Below are 24012 nucleotides of genomic sequence, written 5' to 3'. Positions count from 1 at the left end.
CCTGCCACCACGCCTGCCCATACATTCGGAGATACCGCCATGCCCCGTCGCGACGGTGACGCCCTTCCCCTGACAGCGGCCCAGCGCGAGATCTGGCTCGCCGAGCAACGCTCCCGGACGCCGATTCCGGGTTACCGCGTCGGCGAGTGCCTGGAGATCCACGGGCCGGTGGACCGGGAGCTGTTCGAGAGCGCGCTGCGCCGGGTGGTCGACGAGGTCGATGCCCTGCACGTGACCTTCGTCGACGATGGGGACGGCCCGCGCCAGGTCCTCCGGGAGAGCTGGGACTGGGCTCCGGCCCACCTCGACCTCAGCGGGGAGCCCGACCCCCGGGCGGCGGCCGTGGAATGGATGGAACGGGACCTGCTGCGCCCGCTGGACCTCGCCCGCGACCCGCTGTTCGGCCACGCGCTGATCAAGGCTTCGCCGACGGAGTATCTCTGGTACCTGAACTACCACCACGTGGTATTGGACGCGATCAGCAGCTCCATGCTCCGGCAGCGCGTCGGCGAGGTGTACTCGGCACTGGCCGACGGCGGCGCCGTGCCGCCCTGCCCGTTCGGCTCGCTGCGGGACCTGGTCGACAGCGACGCCGCCTACCGCGCCTCCACCGACTTCGCCGCCGACCGCGCCTACTGGACCGAGCGCTTCGCCGACCTGCCCGCTCCGACCCGGCTCACCGACACCTCCGTGACCGACCCGCACCGCGCCCTCCGGCTGGCCGAAGAGCGGGAACTGCGCCGCCCGGACGCCCTGCGGGCGGCGGCGGGACGTTCCGGCGTCCGGTGGTCCCGGCTGCTGGTCGCGGCGACGGCGCTCTACGCCCACCGGCTGACTGGCAGCCAGGACGTGGTGCTTGCCCTGCCCGTCACCGCCCGTCGGGGTGCCGACCGCGACCTGACGGCGGTGCCGGGCACGATGTCCAACGTGGTGCCGCTGCGGCTGTCGGTGCGGCCGGACATGCCGTGGCGCGAACTCGTCGCCCAGGCGGCGCGGGAGGTCGAGACGGCCGTCGCGCACGAGCGCTACCGCAGCGAGGACCTGCTGCGGGACCTGGGCGCCCCCGGCAGCATCGGGACGGCGTTCCCACTGATCGTCAACATCATGGCCTTCAACTCCAGGCCGAGTTTCGCCGGGCATCCGGCCTCCGTGCACCACTTCGTGTCCGGGTCGACCACCGACCTCGCCGTCTGGGTCTTCGACTACCGGGACGGCAATCCGCCGCTGCTGCGGCTGCACGGCTCGCCGCAGGCGTACGCCCCCGACGACCTCGCCGACCACCAGCAGCGGCTGCTCGCGCTGCTGGACACCCTGGCGGACTGCGACCAGGACGAGCCGGTGGGCCGGATCGAACTGCTCACCGCCGAGGAGCGCCGCGAGCTGGCGGTGCTCGGCGCCGGGCCGGTGGCGCCGGCCCCGGCCGAGAGCCTGCCGGAGCTGTTCCGGGAGCACGTCCGGGCGACTCCGGACCTGGTCGCGCTGGTGTGCGGCGACGTCTCGCTGACGTACGTGGAACTGGACGCGCGGGCCAAGCGGCTGGCGCATGCCCTGATCGCCCGGGGAGCGGGCCCGGAACGGCGGGTGGCGGTGGCCCTCCCGCGCTCGGCGGAGCTGGTGGTGGCGATCCTCGCGGTGCTGAAGACCGGGGCGGCGTACGTGCCGGTCGACCCCGAGTACCCGGCCGCCCGGATCGCGTACCTGCTCGACGACGCCCGGCCGGCCCTGCTGGTCACGGACTCCCGCAGCGAGGGGCGGCTGCCGGAGGCCGGCCCCGTCGACCGGCTGGTGCTCGACGCCCCGGAGACGGCCGCCCTGGTGACCGACTGCCCGGCGGCCGACCCGATGGTGGCCGTCGACCCGGGCCTCCCGGCGTACGTCATCTACACCTCCGGCTCCACCGGACGGCCCAAGGGCGTGCTGCTGACCCACGGCGGCCTGCTCGACCTGCTCACCGACCTCCGGCAGGTGCACTTGGCCCCGGTACTCAAGGAGCGGCAGCGGCTGCGGGTGGCGCTGACCACCTCGGTGTCCTTCGACGCCTCCTGGAACCAGCTGCTCGCCCTGTTCGGAGGCCACGAGCTGCACGTCCTGGAGCACGCCACCTGGACCGACCCCGACGCCTTCGTCGGTTACGCGGCGCGCTGCGGACTGGACTACATCGAGGCCACCCCGTCCTATCTCCAAGTGCTCGTCTCCCACGGGCTGTTGAGTGATCCGCAGCGGCGCCCGGCACTGGTCGCGGCGGGCGGCGAGGCCGTCCCGGAGCGGCTGTGGGAGCAGCTGCGGGCGGCGGAGGGCGTGTCCTGCCTCAACCTCTACGGGCCGTCCGAATGCACCGTCAACTCGGTGGTGGCGCCCCTGGAGTCGAGCCCACGCCCCGTGATCGGCCGACCGGTCACCAACGCCCGGCTGTACGTGCTCGACGGCGCCCTGCGGCCGCTGCCGACCGGTGCGGCGGGTGAGCTGTACATCTCGGGCGCGGGGCTGGCTCGCGGCTATCTCGACCGGCCGGGGCTGACCGCCGGGCGGTTCGTCGCGGACCCGTTCGGGCCGAGCGGGTCGCGGATGTACCGCACCGGGGACCTGGTGCGCTGGGGCGCGGCCGGGAACCTGGAGTTCCTCGGCCGCACCGACGACCAGGTCAAGATCCGCGGCTTCCGGGTCGAGCTCGGCGAGATCGAGGCCGTTCTCGCCGAGCACCCGCAGGTAGCCCGGGCCGCCGTGATGGTGCGCACCGAGGAGGAACCCCGCCTGGTCGCCTACGCGGTGCCCGAGCCCGGCGCCACCGTGACCGGCACCGCCCTGCGCGAACACCTGCGGGACCGGCTGCCCCGGCAGCTGATGCCGGCCGCGTACGTGCTGCTGGACGCGCTGCCGCTGACCCCGAACGGCAAGCTCGACCGGCGGGCCCTCCCGGCGCCCGAGCGACAGCCCGCCGCGCCGGGCCGCGCACCGCGCACCGCGACCGAGCACCTGCTCGTCGGGCTGTTCGCCGAGGTGCTCGGGGTGGCCGAGCCAGGGCCGGACGACAGCTTCTTCGACCTCGGCGGGCACTCCCTGCTGGCCACCCGGCTGGTCGCCCGGGCCCGCTCGATCCTCGGCGTGGAGCTGCGGCTCGGCGACCTGTTCGACGCGCCGACGGTGGCGGAACTGGCGGCGGCCGTGGACGTCGCGGGCCGGGCGCGCCCGGCACTGGGGCTGCGCGAGCGGCCCGACGCGATCCCGTTGTCCTTCGCGCAGCGCCGGTTGTGGTTCCTGCACCGCATGGAAGGCCCGAGCGCCACCTACAACATCCCGCTGACCTTGCGGCTGTCCGGTGACCTGGACCAGCGGGCCCTGGAAGCCGCCCTGGCGGACGTGGTCGAGCGGCACGAGAGCCTGCGCACCGTCTTCCCGACGGTCGACGGCGTGCCGTGCCAGCGGGTGCTGAACCCGGAGGAGGCCAGGCCGAGGCTGCGGGTGACTGAACTCGGCGAACGCGAGCTGCCGGAGCGGCTGGCACAGTCGGCCCGGTACGCCTTCGACCTCGCCGAGGAGCCGCCGCTACACGCCGAACTCTTCCAGCTGACGGCTGAGGAGCACGTGCTGCTGCTGGTGGTGCACCACATCGCCGGCGACGGCTGGTCGATGGGGCCGCTCTCGCGGGACCTCACGGCCGCCTACGCGGCCCGCGCCGAGGGCGCGAAGCCGGAGTGGTCGCCGCTGCCGGTCCAGTACGCCGACTACGCCCTCTGGCAGCGGGAGCTGCTCGGCGACGGCTCGGACCAGGACAGCCTGCTGAGCAGCCAACTCGGTTACTGGCGTGAGCAGTTGGCGAACCTTCCGGAGCAGGTGGAGTTGCCGTTCGACCGGCCCCGGCCGGCCGCGATGTCCTACCGGGGCGCCCACCTGCCGGTGCGGATCGACGCCGAGCTCCACCAGGGCCTGCGGACGCTCGCCCGCGGCGGCGGGGCCAGCCTCTTCATGGTGCTCCAGGCCGGGCTTGCCGCCCTGCTGGGCAAGCTGGGCGCGGGCACCGACGTCCCGATCGGCACGCCGATCGCCGGACGCACCGACGAGGCCGCGGACGACTTGGTCGGCTTCTTCGTCAACACCCTGGTGCTGCGCACCGACCTTTCCGGCGACCCGTCGTTCAGCGAACTGCTGGGCAGGGTGCGGGCCTACGCGCTGGCCGCGTACGCGCACCAGGATGTGCCTTTCGAGCACCTGGTGGAGGCACTGAACCCGGCCCGGTCGCTGGCGCACCATCCGCTGTTCCAGACCATGCTCGCCTTGCAGAACGCGCCCCTCGGCACGTTCGATCTGCCCAGGCTGCGGGTGGCGACCGATTTGGTCCACACCGGGACGGCCAAGTGCGACCTGACCTTCATCCTGGCCGAACAGCCCGGCGAGGGCGGTCTGTCGGGCATGGTGGAGTACAGCACCGACCTGTTCGACGCGGCCACCGTGACCGGGATCGTCGAGCGGTGGCTGCGGCTTCTGCGCGCCGTCGTCGCGGACCCCGGCCGGAGGATCGGCCAGGTGGACGTGCTGTCCGCCGACGAGCTCCGCGCGCTGCTCCCGGCGCGTACCGACCGGAGCGAGGGGCCGTCGGAGAGCAGCCTGACCGCGCTGTTCGAGCGGCAGGTACGGGCGAACCCGACCGCCGTCGCCCTCACGGACGGCGAAGTCTCACTGACGTACGGCGAGTTGAACACCCGCGCGAACCGGCTCGCCCACGCCCTGATCGACCGGGGGGTGGGCCCGGAGCAACGCGTGGCGCTGGCCCTGCCGCGCTCGGCGGAGCAGGTCGTGGCGGTGCTCGCCGTGCTGAAGGCGGGCGGCGCTTACCTCCCGGTGGATCCGCAGTACCCGGCCGCCCGGATCGCCTACCTGCTCCAGGATGCCCGGCCCGCGCTCCTCGTGACCACGAGCCGGATCGGCGATCTGCCGGGCGTGGACCCGGTGGACCGGCTGCTGCTGGACGCCGCCGATCTGGACGGGCTGCCGGACACGGACCCGGAAGTCCCCCTCGACCCGGGCCACGCTGCCTACGTCATCTACACCTCCGGCTCTACCGGCGATCCCAAGGGCGTGGTGGTCCCGCACCGGAACGTGGTGCGGCTGTTCGGCACCACCGAGAGGCTGTTCGGCTTCTCCGCCGAGGACGTCTGGACGCTCTTCCACTCCTACGCCTTCGACTTCTCGGTGTGGGAGCTGTGGGGTCCGCTGCTGTACGGCGGCCGTCTGGTGGTCGTGGACCACGACACCAGCCGCTCGCCCGGCCGTTTCCTGGAGCTCCTTGCCGGCGAAAGGGTGACCGTCCTCAACCAGACGCCGTCCGCGTTCTACCAGCTGATGCAGGCGGACGCGGAGGCCCCGGAGACCGGCCGCTCGCTCGCGCTGCGCACGGTGGTGTTCGGCGGTGAGGCGCTGGAGCACGCCCGGCTGGCGAGCTGGTACGAGCGGCACCCTGACGACGCGCCCCGGCTGGTCAACATGTACGGCATCACCGAGACCACGGTGCACGTCACGTACGCGGCTCTCGACGGGGCCGAAACCGCCGCCGGCCAGGTCGGAGCGGCCATTCCGGACCTGCGGACGTACGTGCTGGACGCCCACCTGCGGCCGGTGGCCCCGGGCGTGCCCGGCGAGCTGTACGTCGCGGGCGCCGGCCTGGCTCGCGGCTACCTGAACCGGCCCGGCCTGACCGCCGGGCGCTTCGTGGCCGACCCGTTCGGACCGCCGGGATCGCGGATGTACCGCAGCGGCGACGTGGTGCGCCGCGCGGTGGACGGCAGCCTGCGCTACGTCGGCCGGGCCGACCAGCAGGTGAAGGTGCGCGGCTTCCGGATCGAGCTCGGCGAGATCGAGGCGGTGCTGGCCGCGCACCCCGGCATGGCCCAGGTCGCCGTCCTGGCCCGGCAGGACCGGGCCGACGACACCCGGCTGGTCGCGTACCTGGTGCCGGCCGCGGGTACCGCACCGAGTTCGGCCGAACTGCGCGCGCACCTGCGCGAGCGGTTGCCGGAGTACATGGTGCCGTCGGCGTTCGTCATGCTGGACGCCCTGCCGCTGACCGCCAACGGCAAGCTGGACCACCGGGCGCTGCCCGCCCCCGACCTCGCCCCGGCAGCCACCGCTCGCGCGCCGCGCTCCCCGCAGGAGCAGATCCTCTGCGAGCTGTTCGCCGAGGTCCTGGGCGTGGCATCGGCCGGCGTCGAAGACGACTTCTTCGACCTGGGCGGGCACTCGCTGCTGGCCACCCGCCTGGCCGCCCGGATCCGCGCGACGCTCGGCGTGGAAATGCCGCTGCGCACCCTGTTCGAGGCGCCGACCCCGGCCGGCCTGGCCGCCGCCCTGGTGGCGGCCGGACCCGCGCAGGCCGCCCTGGCACGGCGCGAGCGCCCCGAGGCGATCCCGCTGTCGTTCGCGCAGCGGCGGCTGTGGTTCCTGCACCAGCTGGAGGGCGCCGGCGCGAACTACCACATCTCCCTGGCCTGGCGGCTCTCCGGGGATCTGGACCGGCGGGCCCTGGAAGCCGCCGTGGCGGACGTGGTGGCCCGGCACGAGAGCCTGCGCACCGTCTTCCCGGCGGTCGACGGCGTGCCGTACCAGCAGGTGCTGGACGTCGTGGCAGCCCGCCCGCGGCTGCTCGTGAGCCGGACCACCGAGGCCGAGCTGCCAGCCGCCATGGCGGAAGCGAAGGCCCAACGGTTCGACTTGTCGGTCGATGTGCCACTGCGTGCCGGGCTGTTCGAGCTCGCGGCGGACGAGCACGTGTTCCAGGTGGTGCTCCACCACATCGCGGGTGACGGCTGGTCGCTGGGCCCGCTTGCGCAGGGCCTGACCACCGCCTACGCGGCGCGCTGCCGCGACGAGGAGCCGCAGTGGGAGGAGCTGCCCGTCCAGTATGCCGACTACACCCTGTGGCAGCACGAGCTGCTCGGCGACGCGGCCGACGGGGACAGCCTGTTCGCCCGCCAGGCGGCCTACTGGACCCGGCAGCTGGCCGATCTGCCGGAGCAGCTGCAGCTGCCCGGCGACCGGCCCCGCCCGGCGGTCGCCTCGCACCGGGGCGGTTCCGTGCGTGCCCGGCTGGACGCCGAGCTGCACCGCGGGCTGCGCGAGCTGGCCCGCGCCCACGGCACCAGCCTGTTCATGGTGCTTCAGGCCGGGCTGGCGGTGTTGCTGAGCAAGCTGGGCGCGGGCGACGACATCCCGGTCGGCAGCCCGGTCGCGGGCCGGACCGACCAGGCGCAGGACGAGTTGGTCGGCTACTTCGTCAACACCCTGGTGTTCCGTACCGACACCTCGGGCGATCCGACGTTCGCCGAACTGCTGGGCCGGGTCCGGGAGACCGCGCTGGCCGGGTACGCGCACCAGGACCTTCCGTTCGAGTACCTGGTCGAGGCCCTCAACCCGGTCCGGTCGCTGGCGCACCACCCGCTCTTCCAGGTCATGCTGGTGCTGCAGAACGCACCCCGGGCGGACTTCGCGCCGCCCGGGCTGCGCGTCGGCGACATGCCGTCGACGTCGACCACCGCCAAGCTCGACCTGCTCTTCACCATGTCCGAGCGGCACGCGCAGGACGGCTCCCCGGAGGGGATCGACGGGTCCGTCGAGTACAGCGGAGACCTGTACGACCCGGCCACCGTCGAGACGATGATCGAGCGGTGGGAGCGGCTGCTCCGCGCCGTGGTCGCCGACCCGCAGCGGAGGCTCAGCCGCTTCGGCCTGCTCACCGCCGAGGAGCACGGTGAGCTGACGGCGCTGGGTACCGGCCCGGCGGCCCAGGCCTTCACCGAGAGTCTGCCGGAGCTGTTCCGGGCTCAGGTGCGTGCGACTCCGGACGCCGTCGCGGTGGTGGGGCCGGAAGCATCGCTGACGTATGCGGGGCTGGACGCGCGGGCGAACCGGCTGGCGCATGCGCTGATCGCGCGGGGCGCGCGGCCGGAGCGGCTGGTGGCAGTGGCCCTGCCGAGGTCGGCCGAGCTGATTGTGGCCATCCTCGCGGTGCTGAAGACCGGCGCCGCGTACCTCCCGGTCGATCCGGAGTACCCGGCCGCGCGCGTCGAATACATGCTCGACGACGCCCGGCCGGTCCTGGTGGTGACCGACTCCCGAGCCCGGGGCCGACTGCCGGAGACCGGTCCCACCGGGTGGCTGGTGGCCGACGACCCGGAGACGGCCGCGCTGGTGGCGGGGTGCCCGTCGACGGACCCTGCGGTGGCCATCGATCCGGGCCATCCGGCCTACGTCATCTACACCTCCGGTTCCACCGGCAAGCCCAAGGGCGTGGTGGCGACGCACGGCGGCCTGCGCAACCTGTTCGCCAACCAGTGTCCGCTGGTCTTCCGGACGGGGGAGCCGCTGCGGATGGGGCTGACCACATCCGTGTCGTTCGACGCCTCCTGCGACCAGATGTTCGCCCTGTACGCCGGCCACGAGCTGCACGTCCTGGACGAGGCGACCTGGTCCGACCCGGACGCCTACCTCGAGTACGCAGCGCGGGCCGGGCTGGACACTGTCGGCGGCACTCCGTCCTACTTGCAAGTCCTCGTCGAACACGGCCTGTTGAACGACCCGCAGTGGCGTCCGTCGGTGGTCGGGTTGGGCGGGGAGACCGTTCCCGAGCAGTTGTGGGAGCGGTTGCGGGCGGCCGACGGGGTGTTCTCCCTGAACTACTACGGGCCGTCCGAGTGCACGGTGGACTCGGTCTTCGCGCCGCTGAAGTCGAGCCAGCGCCAAGTAATCGGCCGGCCGCTCGGCGGTGTCCGGCTGCACGTGCTCGACGCAGCGTTGCAGCCGGTGCCCGCGGGTGTGCCGGGCGAGCTGTACATCGCCGGTGCGGGGCTGGCACGCGGCTACCTGAACCGGCCGGGCCTGACCGCGGGACGGTTCGTGGCGGACCCGTTCGGTCCGGCCGGCACGAGGATGTACCGCACCGGCGACCTGGTGCGGTGGGGCTCGGACGGGAACATGGAGTTCCTCGGCCGCACCGACGATCAGGTCAAGGTCCGGGGATACCGGATCGAACTCGGCGAGATCGAGGCGGCATTGGCGGAACACCCGCAGGTCGTGCAGGCCGCCGTGATCGTCCGGCAGGACCGGGCGGAGGACACCCGCCTGGTCGCCTACCTGGTGCCCGCCGGCGGGGCGGAGCTTCGCCCGGACGACCTGCGGGCGCACCTGCGCGAGCGGCTGCCCGACTACATGGTGCCGGCCGCGTTCGTCTCCCTCGCCGCACTGCCGCTGAACGCCAACGGCAAGCTGGACCGGCGCGCCCTGCCCGAGCCCGAGTACGCGGCGTCGCGGGTCGGCCGCGGCCCGCACACTCCTCAGGAACACGTGCTGGCCGGGTTGTTCGCCGAGGTGCTGGGTCTGTCTCAGGTCGGTGTCGACGACGACTTCTTCGACCTGGGCGGGCACTCCCTGCTGGCCACCCGGTTGGTGGCCCGGGTCCGTGCGGCCCTGGGCGTGGAACTGGCGCTGCGCACCCTGTTCCAGACCCCGACGGTGGCCGGGCTGGCCGCCGCGCTGGATGGCGCGGACCGGGCCCGGCCCGGCCTGGGGCGGGCGGAGCGGTCCGAGCTGGTGCCGCTGTCGTCCGCTCAGCGGAGGCTGTGGTTCCTGCGCCAGCTGGAGGGCGCCGACTCGGTCTACAACATGCCGCTCGCGTGGCGGCTCTCGGGACCACTGGACCTGGCGGCCCTGGAGGCGGCGCTGGGCGACATCGTGGACCGGCATGAAACCCTGCGCACGGTCTTCCCGGCCGCGGACGGCGTGCCCTACCAGCAGGTACTGGCCACCGGAGAGGCGCGCCCGAGGCTGTCGTTCACCACGGCCGACGAGACGGACCTGCCGGAACTGCTGGCGGGGGCCGCAGTGCGCGGATTCGACCTCGCGGCCGAACCGCCACTGCGCGCCGAGGTGTTCGGAGTCTCCGCGGACGAGCACGTGCTGCTCCTGGTGATGCACCACATCGCCGGTGACGGCTGGTCGCTGGGCCCGCTGGCCGCTGACCTGGCCACCGCGTACGCGGCACGCTGCCGGGGCGAGGAACCGCAGTGGGCGCCGCTGCCCGTTCAGTACGCCGACTACACCCTGTGGCAGCACGACCTGCTCGGCGACCCGGCCGACCAGGACAGCCTGTTCGCCCGCCAACAGACCTACTGGACGCAGCAGTTGGCAAACCTGCCGGAGCAGATCCGGCTCCCCGTCGACCGTCCTCGCCCCGCGACCCCCTCCTGCTCGGGCGGCCACCTCGCGGTCGAACTGGACGCCGAACTGCATGCCGGGCTGATCCGGCTGGGCCGGGAGCACGGCGCCAGCGTGTACATGGTGTTGCAGGCCGGCCTGGCATCGCTGCTGGACAAGCTCGGCGCGGGAACGGACATCCCGGTCGGCAGCCTGATCGCCGGCCGGACCGACCAGGCCCTGGATGACCTCGTCGGGTTTTTCGTCAACACCCTGGTGCTCCGCACGGACACCAGTGGCGACCCGACCTTCGCCGAGCTGCTGGGCCGGGTCCGCGAGGGCGCGCTGGCCGCGTACGCGCACCAGGACCTGCCGTTCGAGCACGTCGTCGAGGCCCTCAACCCGTCCCGTTCGCTTGCCCGACAGCCGCTGTTCCAGGTGTTGCTCGCGCTGCAGAACGTGCCCCGTACCGAGTTCGCGCTGAGTGGTCTGGCCGCCGAGATCCTCCTGGTGCGGACGCCGACGGCGATGTTCGACCTCGGCTTCCACCTGCTGGAGCGCGGCGGCAGCGGCGGCCCGGCCGAGGGCATCGTCGGGCGGGTCGAGTACAGCACCGACCTCTTCGACTCCGCCACGGTGGAGGCACTGGTCGCCCGGTGGCTGGGTCTGCTGGCGTCGGTGGTCGCCGAGCCGGACCGGCCGCTGAGCCGGATCGACGTCCTCACCGCCGAGGAACGGCACGAGCTGCTGGTCGTGCGCAACGACACCGCGTGCCCGGCTCATGATGCCGGCCTGCCGGCTCTGTTCGAGGCGCAGGTCCGGGCGACGCCGGAGGCCCCGGCCGTGGTGTTCGAGGACACCGTGCTGACCTACCGGGAGCTGAACCGCAGGGCCAACCGCCTGGCGTACGCGCTGATCGCGCGCGGAGTCGGGCCGGAGCAGGTCGTCGCCCTGCGGCTGCCGCGTTCGGCCGAGCTGGTGGTCGCTGTCCTCGCGGTGCTCAAGACGGGCGCGGCGTATCTTCCGGTCGACCCGGACTACCCGGCCGCCCGCATCGCGTACATGCTTCAGGACGCGCGCCCGGTCGTGGTGCTCGACGACCTCGCGGCCGTCACACCGGACGGCGAGCTGCCGGAGCACGATCCGGCCATTGCCGTGGACCCCCGGCACCCGGCCTACGTCATCTACACCTCGGGCTCCACCGGCCGGCCCAAGGCCGTGGTGATGCCCGCCGCCGGGCTGCTGAACCTGCTGGCGTGGCACCACCGGGCCGTCGGTGGCGAACCTGGCACGCGTACCGCGCAGTTCACCGCGATCAGCTTCGACGTCTCGGTGCAGGAGACGCTCTCCGCGCTGCTGTACGGCAAGACCCTCGTGGTGCCGACCGAGGAGCAGCGCCGCAGCGCCGAGCTGTTCGCCCGCTGGCTGGACCGGCACGGGGTCGAGGAGCTGTTCGCGCCCAACCTGGTGGTCGAGGCGCTGGCCGAGGCCGCTGAGGAGGCCGGCCTGGAGCTGCCGAAGCTGCGGCTGATCGCGCAGGCCGGCGAGGCGATGCGCCTCGGCGGTGCCCTACGCCGCTTCCAGGCCCGGCGGCCGGGCCGGGAGCTGCACAACCACTACGGCCCCGCCGAGACCCATGTGATCACCGCCTACCCGCTGCCGGCCGATCCCGCCGACTGCCCGCTGCCGGTACCGATCGGCCGGCCGATCGCCAACTGCCAGGTGTACGTGCTGGACTCGGCCCTGCAACCGGTCGCCCCCGGCGTGACGGGCGAGCTGTACCTCGCCGGTGCGGGACTCGCCCGCGGCTACCTGAACCGGCCCGGGCTCACCGCCACGCGATTCGTCGCCAACCCGTACGGTCCGCCCGGCGCGCGGATGTACCGCACCGGTGACCTGGTCCGCTGGCGCGCCGGGGGGCACCCCCGTCCGGCGGCTGGGGGAGGCGAGCTGGAGTTCGCGGGCCGGGTGGACCACCAGGTGAAGGTCCGCGGGTTCCGGGTCGAGCCGGGCGAGATCGAGGCCGAGCTGACCGCGCACCCGGGTGTCGCCCAGGTCGCGGTGCTCGCCCGGGAGGACCGGATCGTCGCGTACGTCGTCCCCCTGGCCGGGACCGGGGCGACCACGGCGGCGCTGGCAGCGCACCTGCGCGACCGGGTGCCGGACCACCTCGTGCCATCCGCGTTCGTGCTGCTCGACGCACTGCCGCTGACGCCGAACGGGAAGCTGGACCGGGCGGCGCTGCCCGCGCCGGAGCCGGGCGCGACCGCCGGCGGCCGGGTTCCGCGCACGCCGCAGGAGCAGATCCTGTGCGAGCTGTTCGCCGAGGTGCTGGGCGTGCCGCGGGTCGGGGTCGACGACGGCTTCTTCGACCTGGGCGGGCACTCCCTGCTCGCCACCCGGCTGGTCTCGCGGGTCCGGGCGACCCTCGGGGTCGAGCTGGAACTGCGCAGCCTGTTCCGGGCGCCGACACCCGCCGGGCTCGCGGCCGGGCTGCATGACGCCGGCACCGCGCGGCAGGCCCTGGTACCCCAGCCCCGCCGCGAACCGATGCCGCTGTCGTTCGCCCAGCGCCGGCTCTGGTTCCTCCAGCAGTTCGGGGCGCCGAGCGCCACCTACCACATGCCGCTCGCCCTGCGGTTGTCCGGCGACCTCGACCGGGCCGCGCTGTGTGCCGCGCTCGCGGACGTGGTGGCCCGGCACGAGACCCTGCGCACGGTCTTCCCGCACACCGCCGGAGTCCCGTACCAGCGGGTGCTGGACACCAGCGAAGCGGCCGTCCCGCTGACGGTACGCGCGGCCGGCGAGGCGGAAGTGCCCACCCTGCTGCGTGAGGCGGCGGTGCGTGGCTTCGACCTGACCTCGGAAGTACCGCTGCGGGCGGAGCTGTTCGCACTCGCGCCGGACGAGCACGTGCTGCTGCTGGTCATGCACCACATCGTCGGGGACGGCTGGTCCATGGGCCCGTTGGCCCGCGACCTCGCCGCGGCCTACACCACCCGGCAGGGTGGCGTGGCGCCGGCGTGGCCGCCGCTGCCGGTGACGTACGGCGACTACACCCTGTGGCAGCACGAGATCCTCGGCGACGAGCACGACGCGGACAGCGTGTTCGCCCGCCAGATCACCTACTGGACGGAGGCGCTGGCCGGGCTGCCCGACCAGCTGCACCTGCCCGCCGACCGGCCGCGCCCGGCCACCATGTCGTACGGCGGCGACCTGCTGGAACTCCGGATCGACGCCGAACTGCACGCGGCGCTGGTGGAGTTGGCCCGAAAGTCGGGCGCGAGCCTGTTCATGGTGCTTCAGGCGGCGCTGGCGGCGCTGTACACGCGGCTGGGTGCGGGCACGGACATCGCGATCGGGAGTCCGATCGCGGGGCGTACCGACGAGGCGCTGGACGATCTGGTCGGGTTCTTCATCAACACGCTGGTGCTGCGCACCGACACGAGCGGTGACCCGAGTTTCGCCGAGCTGCTGGGGCGGGTGCGGGAGACGGCGCTGTCGGCTTACGCGCACCAGGACGTGCCGTTCGAGCACCTGGTGGAGGCGCTGAACCCGTCCCGCTCGCTGTCCCACCACCCGCTGTTCCAGACCGGGCTGGTCGTGCAGAACGCGCCGGGTGGTGACTTCGAGCTGCCGGGTCTCCGGGTCTCCGGGGTGACCGTGCTCACCGGGACCGCGCGGCTCGACCTGACCTTCGGGTTCGCGGAGGAGCACGGGTCCGACGGAGCGCCGGCCGGGCTCAGCGGCGCGGTCGAATACAGCACCGACCTGTTCGACCGCTCGACGGTCGAGGTCCTGGTCGCCCGGTGGACCAGGCTGCTGACCGCGGTCGCCGCCGCGCCCGACCGGCCGATCGGCGGGATCGACCTGTTGTCCGCCGAGGAGCGCCGCGAGCTGCTGCCCGCCGTCCGGGGCGAGGCGGCCGGGATGAGCCTGCCGGAGCTGTTCGCGGAGCAGGTGACGGCGACACCCGACGCGGTCGCGATCGTCTGCGGTGATACCGAACTGACGTATCGGCAGCTGAATGTCCGGGCGAACCGGTTCGCGCATGCACTGATCGCCCGGGGCGTCGGCCCGGAGCAGACCGTGGCTGTGGCCCTGCCGCGCTCGGTGGAGTCCGTGGTGGCCGTCCTGGGCGTGCTGAAGGCCGGGGCCGCGTACCTGCCCGTGGATCCGGCGTACCCGCAGGCGCGGATCGCGTTCATGCTGGACGACGCGCGGCCCGCCGTGGTGATCGACGATCCGGCACTGGTGGCCGAGGCTTCCGGCCGGCCGGAGACCGATCCAGGTGTTGTGGTGGACGCCCGACACCCGGCATACGTGATCTACACCTCAGGTTCGACGGGCCGGCCCAAGGGCGTCGTGGTGAGCCACACCGGCGTGTCGGGCCTGGTGGCGGCGCAGGTCGACCGGCTCGGCGTGGCTCCGGGCAGCCGGGTTCTCCAGTTCGCCTCGCTCAGCTTCGACGCGTCCTTCTGGGACCTGTGCAGTGCCGTGCTCAGCGGGGCCGCCCTCGTCCTGCCCCCGTCCGAGGCCCCGCTGGAGGCCCTGACGGACCGCCGGCTCGACGTCACCCATGTGACACTTCCGCCGTCGGCCCTGGCGGCGCTGGAAAGCGCCGACGTCACGGCCGCCACCCTGGTGGTGGCGGGTGAGGCCTGCACGTCGGAGCTGGTGGCCCGGTGGGCGCCGGGCCGGCGGATGATCAACGCGTACGGTCCGACGGAGACGACGGTGTGCGCGACCATGAGCGACCCGCTGTCCCCGGGGTCCGGTGTACCGCCGATCGGCCGGGCGGTCGCGGGCTTCCGGGTGTACGTCCTCGACGCGCGGCTGCGCATCGTGCCGCCGGGGGTGGCAGGGGAGTTGTACGTCGCCGGTCCCGGTCTGGCACGCGGGTACCTGAACCGGCCCGGGCTGACGGCCGGGCGGTTCGTCGCCTGCCCGTTCGGCCCGGCGGGTGCGCGGATGTACCGCACCGGGGACGTGGTGCGCCGCCGGACCGACGGCGAGCTGGAGTACGTCGGCCGTGCCGACGACCAGGTGAAGGTGCGCGGCTTCCGCGTCGAACTCGGCGAGGTCGAGGCGGCGCTGGCCGAGCACGCCGCCGTCGCCCGGGCCGCCGTGCTCGCCCAGGACGACCGGCTCATCGGCTACGTCGCGGCCCGTCCCGACATGGCCGTCCGCCCTGCGGAACTGGCGGCGTACCTGCGCGACCGGCTGCCCGACTACCTGGTGCCGGCCGTCTTCATGGTGCTGGACGTACTGCCGCTGACGCCGAACGGGAAGCTGGACCGGGCGGCGCTGCCCGCGCCGGAGCCGGGCGCGACCGCCGGCGGCCGGGCTCCGCGTACGCCGCAGGAGCAGATCCTGTGCGAGCTGTTCGCCGAGGTGCTGGGCGTGCCGCGGGTCGGGGTCGACGACGGCTTCTTCGACCTGGGCGGTCACTCCCTGCTCGCCACCCGGCTGGCCGCGCGGGTGCGCTCGGTACTCGGCGTGGAGCTGGGGCTGCGCGCGCTGTTCCAGGCGCCCACCGTGGCGGGCCTGGCCGGGACGCTGGCCGAGGCCGACCACTCCCGCCCGGCGCTGACCGAGCACGAGCGGCCGGAGGCGGTGCCGCTGTCCTTCGCCCAGCGCCGACTCTGGTTCCTGCACCGCATGGACGGTGCCGCCGCGACCTACCACATCCCGCTCGCACTCCAGCTGACCGGAACGCTCGACCGGGCGGCGCTCGACGAGGCGCTGGCCGACGTGATGGCCCGGCACGAGAGCCTGCGGACGGTCTTCCCGGAGGTCGACGGCGTACCCTGCCAGCTCATCCTGGACCCGGCCGAGGCCCGGCCCCGGGCCCGGCTGACCGAGGTGTCGGAGGCCGAACTGGGCGAGCGGCTCGCCGAGTCCGCCCGACAGCCCTTCGACCTGGAGGCCGAAGCGCCACTGCGGGCGGAGCTGTTTGCACTCGCGCCGGACGAGCACGTGCTACTGCTGGTGATGCACCACATCGCCGGGGACGGCTGGTCCACCGGCCCGCTGGCACGTGACCTGGCCGAGGCGTACGCCGCCCGGTGCGAGGGCCGCGCGCCGCACTGGCCGGCCCTGCCGGCGCAGTACGCGGACTACACGCTGTGGCAGCGCGACCTGCTCGGCGAGGCCACAGACCCGGAGAGCCGGTTCGCCAAGCAGCTCGACTACTGGAAGCGTCAGCTGTCCGACCTCCCGGAGCTGCTCCAGCTGCCCGTCGACCGGCCGAGGCCGGCCGTCGCCGGCTGGCGCGGGGACCACGTCGGCTTGGAGCTGAGCCCCGAACTGCACGCCGCCCTGGTGGAGTTGGCCCGAAAGTCGGGCGCGAGCCTGTTCATGGTGCTTCAGGCGGCGCTGGCGGCGCTGTACACGCGGCTGGGTGCGGGCACGGACATCGCGATCGGGAGTCCGATCGCGGGGCGTACCGACGAGGCGCTGGACGATCTGGTCGGGTTCTTCGTGAACACGCTGGTGCTGCGCACCGACACGAGCGGCGATCCGAGTTTCGCCGAGCTGCTGGGGCGGGTGCGGGAGACGGCGCTGTCGGCTTACGCGCACCAGGACGTGCCGTTCGAGCACCTGGTGGAGGCGCTGAACCCGTCCCGCTCGCTGTCCCACCACCCGCTGTTCCAGACCATCCTGGCCGTGCAGAACGCGCCGATGGGCCGGTTCTCCCTGCCCGGCCTGGACGTCGCCACCTACGCGGTGGCCACCGGAACCGCCAAGTTCGACCTCGGTGTGAGCCTCGTCGAACAGTTCGGTCCGGACGGCAGCCCGGCGGGGATCGTCGGCGCGGTGGAGTACGCCACCGACCTGTTCGACCGCTCGACGGTCTCAGCCCTCGCCAGACGCTGGACGCACCTCCTGGAGGCGGTCACCGCCGACCCGGACCGGTCGATCGGACGGATCGAAATCCTCGACGCCGACGAGCGGCACCGTTTGCTGGAACAGGGCGACGCGACCGCCCGGGAGGTGCAGGCCGTCCCGGTGCCGCAGGCGTTCGCGGCGCAGGTGGTGGCGACACCGGACGCGGTCGCGCTGGTGTGTGGCGATGCCGAGTTGACGTATCGGCAGCTGAATGCCCGGGCGAACCGGTTCGCGCATGCACTGATCGCTCGGGGCGTCGGCCCGGAGCAGACCGTGGCTGTGGCCCTGCCGCGCTCGGTGGAGTCCGTGGTGGCCGTCCTGGGCGTGCTGAAGGCCGGGGCCGCGTACCTGCCCGTGGATCCGGCGTACCCGCAGGCGCGGATCGCGTACATGCTGGCGGACGCCCGGCCGGCACTGATGGTCGACGACCCGGCGCTGGTGACCGAGGTGTCCGCATGGCCGGAAACCGACCCCGTGGTCGCGCTCGACGTCCGGCATCCGGCCTACGTGATCTACACCTCGGGCTCGACCGGCCGCCCCAAGGGCGTCGTGGTCGGCCACGGCGGCGTCGCGAGCCTGGTCGCCGCACAGATCGAGCGCTTCGCGATCGAACCCGACAGCCGGGTGCTCCAGTTCGCCTCGCCCAGCTTCGACGCCTCGGTTTCGGAGATCTACACCGCACTGCTGCGCGGCGCGGCCCTGGTGCTGCCCCCGACGGCGGACCCGGTCGCCGCGCTGACCGACCGGGACCTCGCGGTCACCCACGTGACCGTGCCCCCGTCCGTCCTCGCCGCCGTGCCGGAGGGCGCGGTGAAGGTGCCGACACTGGTGGTGGCGGGTGAGGCGTGCCCGCCGGAGCTGGTGTCCCGCTGGGCGTCCGGGCGGCGCATGGTCAACGCGTACGGTCCGACCGAGACCACGGTGTGCGCGACCATGAGCGACCCGCTGTCCCCGGGGGCGGGTGTGCCGCCGATCGGCCGTCCGATCGCCAACGCCCGGGTGTACGTCCTGGACGAGCGGCTGCGGCCGGTGCCGACGGGTATGGCAGGGGAGCTGTACGTCGCGGGCGCGGGACTGGCGCGCGGCTACCTGAACCGGCCGGGTCTGACGGCCGGACGGTTCGTCGCCTGCCCGTTCGGGGCCGGTGAGCGCATGTACCGCACCGGAGACCTGGTGCGGTGGCTGGGCGACGGCCAGCTGGAGTACGTCGGCCGTGCCGACGACCAGGTGAAGGTGCGCGGCTTCCGGGTCGAGCCGGGCGAGGTCGAGGCGGCCCTGGCGGAGCACCCCGCCGTCGCCCGGGCCGCCGTTCTCGCCCAGGACGAGCGGCTCGTCGGCTACGTCGTCCCGCACCAGGACGAGGCCCGGGACAGTGGCCTGGAAGCGGACCACGTGGGCGAGTGGCAGGACATCTACGACGCCCTGCCCATCACCCCTGAGGAAGCCGACTTCGGCCAGAACTTCGTCGGCTGGAACAGCAGCTACGACGCGAGCCCGATCCCGATCCCTGTCGAGCAGATGCGAGAGTGGCGGGACACCACCGTGGCCCGCATCCTGGCCCTGCGCCCCCGTCGGGTGCTGGAGGTCGGCGTCGGCACCGGACTGCTGCTCTCGCAGGTCGCACCGCACTGCGAGACCTATTGGGCGACGGACTTCTCCGCCACGGCGGTCGACGCGCTGACCGCGCAGGTCGCCCGCCAGGACGACCTGGCTGAGCGTGTCGTGCTGCAGACCCGCGCTGCGCACGACACCGACGGCCTGCCGGCCGGGCGGTTCGACACCATCGTGATCAACTCGGTGGTGCAGTACTTCCCGTCCGCCGAATACCTCGCTGACGTGATCGGGAAGCTGATGCGGCTGCTCGCCCCCGGCGGCACGCTCTTCGTCGGCGATGTCCGCAACCTGCGGCTGCTGCGAGCGCTGGCCACCGCGGTCCAGCTGCACCGGACCGGTGCCGACGGCGACCTCGCAGCGGTGCGCCGCACGGTGGAGCAGGCCGTCCGGGTGGAGAAGGAACTCCTGGTCGACCCGGACTTCTTCACCGTCCTGCGTGAGCGCGGCACGGACATCGGCGCGGTGGCCGTGGAGGTCAAGCGCGGCCGCCACCACAACGAACTGACCCGCTACCGCTACGACGTGACGCTGCACAAGCCGCCGGTCGGTCCGGTGGTTCCGAGCCGGTCCGTCGAGCTGGCGTGGGGGCGGCAGGTCGCCGGACTCGACGAGCTGCGCGAGCTGCTCGCCCGGCCGCACGTGGACGTGCTGCGAATCACCGGGGTGCCGAACCGTCGCGTGGTGCGGGAGTCCGCCCTGGCCCGGGCGGTGCAGAACGGCGACGGCTCGCTCACCGAGCTGCTGGAGCGGCTGCACGGCCCGGAAGTGAGCGAACTCCCCGACCCGGAGGACTTCCGGGCCATCGGGCTGGAGTTCGACCGCTGGGTGGGCGTCACCTGGTCGGCCACCGTGGCCGACGCCCTGGACGTCGTCTTCGCCGACCCGCGGGCGCTTCACGGCTCCCCGGTCGAGCCGTACCGGCCGGCCCGGACTGCCGGCAGGCCGCTGTCGTCGCTGACCAACCGCCCGACCGGCAGCCGGGACACCGGCGCCCTCATCGGCGAACTCCGCGAATGGCTGCGGGGGCGACTGCCCGACTACCTGATCCCGTCCGCGTTCGTGGCGCTGGAGACGTTGCCGCTGACAGCCAGCGGCAAGCTCGACCGCCGCGCGCTGCCCGCGCCCGACCTCGGGCCGGCCGGAGCCGGGCGGGCGCCGCGCACCCCGCAGGAACAGCTCCTTGCCGAGCTGTTCGCCGAGGTGCTCGGCCTGGCCCAGGTCGGCGTCGAGGACAGCTTCTTCGACCTGGGTGGACACTCACTGCTGGCGACCCGTCTGGCCTCCCGCGTCCGGGCGACCCTCGGCACGGAGCTGGAAGTCCGGACGCTGTTCGAGACGCCGACCGTGGCCGGACTGGCGGCCCGCCTTGACGGCTCCGGCACGGCGCGCCCCGCCCTGACCGCGCAGCCGCGACCCGAACGCGTGGAACTGTCCTTCGCTCAACGCCGCCTGTGGTTCCTGCACCGGATGGACGGGCCGAGCGCCACCTACAACATGCCGCTCGCGCTGAGCCTGACCGGCGAACTCGACCGCCCGGCCCTGCACGCTGCGCTCGCGGACGTGATCGCCCGGCACGAGAGCCTGCGGACGGTCTTCCGTGAGACGGACGGCGTGCCGTACCAGGTCGTGCTGAGCGCTTCGCAGGCGCACCCGGAGCTGCCGGTGATCGAGCTCGACGAGAGCCGGCTGGCCGAGCGGCTGGCGCAGACGGCCCGGCGAGGCTTCGACCTGGCGGCAGAGCCGCCGGTCCGGGCGGAGCTGTACGCACTCGCGCCCGACCGGCACGTGCTGCTGGTCCTGGTGCACCACATCGCCGCCGACGGCTGGTCGATGGGGCCGCTCGCCGGCGACCTCGCGGCCGCCTACACGGCGCGCTGCCGTGGCGAGGAGCCGCAGTGGTCCCCGCTGCCGGTGCAGTACGCCGACTACACCTGCTGGCAACGCGATCTGCTCGGTGACGCCGCCGACCCGGACAGTCTGTTCGCCCAGCAACTGGCCTACTGGAAGGACGAGCTGGCGGGAATTCCGCAGCAGGTGCAGCTGCCCGCCGACCGGCCTCGGCCGGCTGTGGCCTCCCAGCTGGGCGGCCGGGTCGTGGTCCGGCTGGACGCCGACCTGCATCAGGCACTGCGGGACCTGGCCGCCGCGCGCGGCGCCAGCATGTTCATGGTGCTCCAGGCCGGCCTCGCCGCGCTACTCACCCGGCTCGGTGCCGGGACCGACATCCCGATCGGCAGCCCGATCGCCGGCCGTATCGACCAGGCGCTGGACGACCTCGTCGGCTTCTTCGTCAATACTCTGGTGCTGCGCACCGACACGAGCGGTGATCCCGGCTTCGCCGAACTGCTCGGCCGGGTGCGGCAGAAGGCGCTCGCCGCGTACGACCACCAGGACGTGCCGTTCGAATACCTGGTCGAGGTGGTCAATCCCGCCCGTTCGCTGTCGCACCACCCGCTGTTCCAGATCATGCTGGCCCTGCAGAACGCGCCGGTGGGCGAGTTCGCGCTGCCGGGCCTGTCGACCGGCCACCTGGAGGCGTCGACCGGGACCTCGCGGGTCGATCTGACGTTCAGCCTGGCCGAGCAGTTCCGCCCGGACGGCGGTCCCGACGGCCTGGTCGGCGCGGTGGAGTACGCCACCGACCTGTTCGACCCGGCCACCGTGGAGCTTCTGTTCGAGCGCTGGGCACGGCTGCTGCGCGTGGCGGTCGCCGACCCCGGCCGGCCGATCAGCCGGATCGACATCATGTCGGGTGAGGAACGCCGTCGGCTGCTGGACGAATCCACCGGCACCGCGGTCGAGCTGCCCGAGGCCGCGCTGCCGGAGCTGTTCGCCCGCCAGGTGCGCGCCACCCCGGACGCCGTGGCCGTCGTGGCGGGCGCCACCGAGCTGACCTACCGGGAACTCGACCAGCGGTCCAACCGCCTCGCGCGGGCACTGCTCCGCCAGGGCGTACGGCCGGAGACACCGGTCGCGGTGCTGCTGGACCGCTCGGCGGACCTCGTTGTGGCGCTCCTGGCGATCATCAAGGCGGGCGGCGCCTATGCGCCCCTCGACTCGCGCTTCCCGCAGTCCCGCATCGACCTGATCCTCCAGGAGGCCGGGGCCGCGCTGGTGCTCACCGAGGACGTGCTGACCGCGTTGACCGAGAGTGAGCCCGACTCTTCCGGCATCGAAGTACGGTGCGACCAGCGACAGTTGGCGTACGTGATGTATACCTCCGGCTCGACCGGCCGGCCGAAGGGCGTGGCCGTCACCCACCGCGATGTGGTGGGCCTCGCGCTCACCCCCGAATGGCGCGGCGGTGGACACGAGCGGGTGCTGATGCACTCCCCGACCGCCTTCGACCTCTCGACCTACGAGCTGTGGGTGCCGCTGCTCAACGGTGGCCGGGTCGTGGTCGGACCACCCGAGCGGCTCGACCTCGACCTGCTGCAGCACACGATCAGCACGCACGGAGTGACCGGACTGTGGCTGACGGCCGGCCTGTTCCGCCTGGTCGCCGAGGAGAGGCCGGGCCTGCTCGCGGGGGTCCGCGAGGTGTGGACCGGCGGAGACGTGGTCTCCCCGGCCGCCGTCGCCCGGGTGCTGGAAGTCTGCCCCGGCATCGAGGTGGTCAACGGCTACGGGCCCACCGAGGCCACAACCCTGGCCACCTGCCACCCGGTGCACACCCTCCCCGAGCACGCCGCGACCGTGCCGATCGGCGGGCCGATGGCGAACATGCGCGCCTACGTCCTTGACGACCGCCTGCGGCCGGTGCCCACGGGCCTGGTCGGCGAGCTGTACCTTGCGGGGACGGGCGTGGCCCGCGGCTACCTCGGCCGACCCGGCCTGACGGCGGAGCGCTTCACGGCCGACCCGTACGGGCCGCCCGGGAGCCGGATGTACCGCACCGGCGACCTGGCGTGGTGGCCGGCCGAGGGCACACTGGAGTTCGCGGGACGGACCGACCACCAGGTCAAGCTCCGAGGCCTGCGGATCGAGCCCGGCGAGATCGAGGCGATCCTCGCGAGCTGCCCGGGCGTCGCCCAGGCGGCCGTCATCGCCCGAGAGGACCGGCCCGGCGACAAGCGGCTTGTCGCCTACCTGGTGCCCGCCCCCGAGGGCCCGCCCGAGGCGGGCGAGCTCTCCGGACGGCTACGCCGTGAACTGCCCGATTACATGGTGCCGTCGGCGTTCGTCACCTTGGACACGCTGCCGTTGACCGCCAACGGCAAGCTGGACCGGGCCGCCCTGCCCGCCCCCGAGTACGGGGCGCAGGGCACCGGACGCGGCCCCCGGACGCCGCGGGAGCAACTGCTGTGCGACCTCTTCGCCGAGGTACTCGGCCGGGAACAGGTGCACATCGACGACAACTTCTTCGATCTGGGCGGGCACTCGCTGCTGGCCGCCCGCCTTGCCTCCCGCGTCCGCGAGACCCTCGGCCTGGAACTGGGCCTGCGCATGCTGTTCGAGGCACCGACCGTGGCCGGTCTCACCGAGCGCCTGGTCATGGACGACCCCGACGACGCGTTGGACGTGGTGCTGCCGCTGCGTTCGACCGGGACCGGCACGCCGCTGTTCTGCATTCACCCCGGCGGCGGCATCAGCTGGTCCTACAGCGGGCTTCTCAACCACGTCGGTTCCGAGCACCCGGTCTACGCGATCCAGGCGCGCGGCCTCGGCCGCCCCGAACCCCTGGCGACGTCCTTCGAGGAGATGGCGGCCGACTACGCCGACCAGATCCGCAAGATCCAGCCCGAGGGCCCGTACCTGCTGCTCGGCTGGTCCGCCGGCGGCCTGATCGCCCACGCGCTCGCCTGCGAGCTGCAGGCGCGCGGCGCGCGGACCGCGCTGCTGGCCATCCTCGACGCCTACCCGGTGAAGGACGTGCAGTTCGAGGAGATGCCCGTGCCCACCGAGCGGGACGTGCTCGTCGGCGTGCTCGACGTCGACCCGGACGAGCTGGGCGACCGGGAGCTGACCTACGGCGAGGTCGCCGAGGTCCTGAACCGGCGGGGCAGCGCGCTGCAGGGCCTGACGGAGCAGCAGATCGAGGTCATCGTCCACATCATGATCAACAACGCGAAGCTGGCGGTCGACTTCGTCCCCGCCAGGTTCGACGGCGACCTGCTGCTGTTCAACTCGACGATCGACCGCGGCGGGGACGACGCCGGGCCCGCGACCTGGCGCCCGTACATCGCGGGCCGGATCGAATCGCACGAGATCACCACCCGGCACAACCGGATGACCGAAGCCGGCTCGCTGGCCCAGATCGGACCGATCCTGGCCGCACGCCTCGCCGAGGCCACCGATGACAACCCCCTTCCCCAACAGGAGGACTGA

General features: G+C 73.3%; 1 protein-coding gene. It reads left to right on the top strand.

All coding sequences use genetic code 11. The features are described 5' to 3' along the window. Positions 1-39 precede the first annotated feature (39 nt). A complete protein-coding gene (locus CG719_RS31050) occupies positions 40-24012 on the top strand; it encodes a non-ribosomal peptide synthetase (protein WP_100572056.1) in 23973 nt (7990 codons plus the stop codon).

It is taken from the genome of Streptomyces sp. CB01373 (assembly GCF_002803075.1).
Lineage (GTDB): Bacteria > Actinomycetota > Actinomycetes > Streptomycetales > Streptomycetaceae > Streptomyces.
This window is presented reverse-complemented; position numbering and strand designations above follow the sequence as displayed.

Bases quoted from the DNA above. Each gene is read 5' to 3' on its own strand.
- CG719_RS31050 (WP_100572056.1), top strand. From the start codon at position 40: ATGCCCCGTCGCGACGGTGACGCCCTTCCCCTGACAGCGGCCCAGCGC.